1 protein-coding gene is annotated in these 2,144 nt (G+C 56.7%); it reads left to right on the top strand.

What is annotated here, in order from left to right; all coding sequences use genetic code 11:
- Nucleotides 1-281 precede the first annotated feature (281 nt).
- On the top strand, nucleotides 282-482 hold the full coding sequence (locus tag CXY78_RS00100; protein WP_104087439.1) for a hypothetical protein: 201 nt from the start codon (nucleotides 282-284) through the stop codon (nucleotides 480-482).
- Nucleotides 483-2,144: the final 1,662 nt, after the last annotated feature.

Consider the following 2,144-nt stretch of genomic DNA (forward strand, 5'->3'; position numbering starts at 1 on the left):
AGTTTGAGACAATAAACATGGCCCTCAAGGCCACCTGAAACCACTAACCCCCAGAGTCAACTGAACTCGGGGCAGTCCCAGCCTTTGAGAAGGGCACCGATTGAATTCCCGTTGCCGGACTATCTAGTCCGGCAACGGGAACCCCCTACGGGACGCCAAATCTTCGTGGTGGACGTGAAACTGCTTCTGTTGGCGCAGCGTTAGGTCTGTGATCCAGAGGAATTCGATGTTCCGAGGTGACGGGGCGTATTGCTACATGATTGAACCGCCGTGCTGGATCGGTGTCACGCTGGCCAACGCAGATCAGATTCGCAAGCGGCGGTATCGGCGGCATCGATGCGTTGGCATCCGCCGTCGATCAGTGTGCGTTCCCCGAGTGGTTGGTCGAGTTGGACGATGACAGGGACGGCATTATTCCCTGGGCAATCAGCCGCGCCGCCGCCAAAGGGTTCAACGTCAATCCGGATCGTGATTTGTTCTGACTTGTACGTCACGACAGGGGGTAGGGTCTCGCCGGTAACGCCGGAGGAGCAGCCGAGTCGGGTAACGACGACCTCGATATTAGTGCTGTCCCGGCCCAGATTAGTGGGATTACTAATTCGCCAGGTCGCGGTCTCTCCAGACTGGACAGCATCTGGATCGCCTATACCCTTCCCGTTTTCGGGTCCGGTCTGCTGACATCCAGCCAGAAGTATCGCGACAGCGATCGCTCCGATTAACCGACCAGCAGTGCATTTCTGCTTCATGCACTCATGATCCACCGACCACGCCCAACAGCGCCACACTATTCGTGTATTGATACACGAACGTAGTCGAAGGCATTCGCAGTTACGCCCTGAATGTCGAACAAGGCAACCCAAGCAGTCGTGCCTAACTACACCAATTCAATCGCACGCGAACAACGGCGGGTAGGAATGTCATACGTCCGCACGTTCATCGCGCTGACTTCATAAAATGGAAGGGTCCGACTCAGCCCGTAAGCCGAACCCCATACGGGACGAGGGTTCCTAAGTCGCGCGTCTTCCCTCTTTCCTCATTGGGAACTTGGAGGGCAATTAGTGTAGGCCCGGAGTGGATCGGCATCCGTGCAGGTGCATATCGCTTCGTCCAGGTCGGTTCACCTCGCCAAGCCACCCTTGAGCGCAGTCCTTCGCGATGGCAGATTCTTGGTCGTCGTGTAGGTGACGGGCGAGAGATTCTCGCCGAGCCGAGCCGAGCCGCGCCCCGGCTCGATAGCGACTAACTCATTGGCAATCCGTTGCACCTTGCTGCCGGCGCGAGTCGCATCGAGTAGAGAGCGCCCCTTTGTTGCGAGAGTGTCGATATCGAGTCCGGGCAAAAAATAGTATCCATCAGGCTTGAAATTTCGGAAGCCGTTATCAACTAGCGTTGAATTATGTATTCATACAATTTCTACGGCGTCGCCGCAATGGCCGGAATAGTCGCAGCATATATCGTCTGCTTCGTGCTTTTGGCTTTGCTTGGGCGATTGATACTCGTTGCAACCCAAGCACTCCGCGCTTATACTCTGGCCAAGAATCTGCAGATGGATCTGCTACTCGCGGACACAAATGACGAAGACCTAAAGAAGTAGGCCATCTAAAGAAGAACACCGCGGTGGCCACGTTTCGTCCCGTACAAGGGGCCGGCTTACGAAACAGAATACGTAACACGCCGAGGGTCGGCGAAGTCATCGCTGTTTCCGTCGACGGGGTGGCGGGATTCGTTCCAGGTGTAGTCGCCATTCGGGTTGATGTGCTCCCAATATCCTTTTCAGTTCATGGGGACTAAACCACGCGACTAGCCCAGTTGCGCCCGTACCGCGAGCGGAACCCTCACCGGGACGAACGCTGGTGACCATTGTGGGACGATGATCGTGTCGGCGTATTGCTCAATCGCACCGCCCTAGAGCGGGTGCCCTCTTCTCGCCACGCATTAGTAAGTTGGCATAAGTTAGCTGATCGATCTCGTCTCTGCCGCGGTCCCTGCGGTTAATCAGTTGCGGGCATTGGCAGCGCAACCAAGCACAGCGCGTCAGAGGTGCTCGCTGCCGGCGAGGGGGGTTACCTGCGCGCCCCATATGCTTGCATCCATGATCGCCGCCATCGCCTTCGTCACACTGATTGGCCTGCTGGTTCTCTTCC

It is taken from the genome of Cryobacterium sp. N19, from assembly GCF_002929595.1.
Taxonomy (GTDB): domain Bacteria; phylum Actinomycetota; class Actinomycetes; order Actinomycetales; family Microbacteriaceae; genus Cryobacterium; species Cryobacterium flavum.